This is a genomic window from Oleiphilus sp. HI0043, assembly GCF_001634935.1.
Genome location: NZ_LWEY01001867.1, coordinates 1 through 803 on the forward strand (window position 1 = coordinate 1; position 803 = coordinate 803).

General features: G+C 42.3%; 2 protein-coding genes. One reads left to right on the top strand and one right to left on the bottom strand.

Going from position 1 to position 803, the window contains the following annotated elements; all coding sequences use genetic code 11:
• Positions 1-247, bottom strand: a 247-nt coding sequence (locus A3729_RS28680) for a hypothetical protein (RefSeq protein ID WP_197476232.1), incomplete at its 3' end; no start/stop codon positions are given.
• 344 nt (positions 248-591) lie between these two features.
• On the opposite strand from A3729_RS28680, the gene A3729_RS28685 reads away from it, so the two are divergent.
• The coding region (locus A3729_RS28685; RefSeq protein ID WP_068634539.1) for a type II toxin-antitoxin system Phd/YefM family antitoxin at positions 592-803 on the top strand (212 nt) is incomplete at its 3' end.

Sequence of the window (803 nt, forward strand, 5' to 3'; positions counted from 1 at the left end):
CTTGAATGTCCTCAGGCATCCTAAAATTTTCAACTGACTCAATATCGGTTAGGTCTAATTCACCAAAAGCGGGAGAAACAACAGTAGGTGTAACAACAGTGCTTGATTCTATTTTTAGAGAGGGTGTAAACACATCGCCTTTAGATATATCCGCATTGCTTTCCTGACCGTCGCCTCCACCGCCACCACAAGCAGATAGGCTCAGAACACAAAGTAAAGTCAAGAGTAGTTTAATAAAGGATGGCATGCCTAGCTCCAATTATTTATTGTTATTTCCCTAGAGAGAGTCTGTTTGTTACGCCTATTCTAATATGAGCACTTTATGAACAGCAATTAATTATTCAGCAATGAAACTCTTTTGGTTGGTGTTGGCCAGGGCCTGACTCTCCTGTCGAAGTTATTTCGAATCAGGGACTAAAAGAGCCTATTCAAGCGGCTCCACAAGGTCTGCTATCCGAACAAAGCCAATGGAAGCAGGTGCTATATCATATCGCTAAATCCAACCCAAATGTAGCAACATAGAAACAATTNTAGACGATCACTAAACGCATGTAGTAACATTTATACATAAGATTGTTTTGGAGGTGAGCTATGTCTACATTAACCAGTCGAGAGTTTAATCAAGATACAGGCCGAGCCAAGAAAGAGGCGCTGTCTGGACCTGTGTATATTACCGATCGAGGGAAACCGTCTCACGTACTCTTATCTTATGAAGAGTACAAAGCTATGACGGAGAAGAAGGCGACGATTGGTGAGCTGCTTTCTATGGATGGGGTAGAGGATATCGAATTTACTCCGGGCCA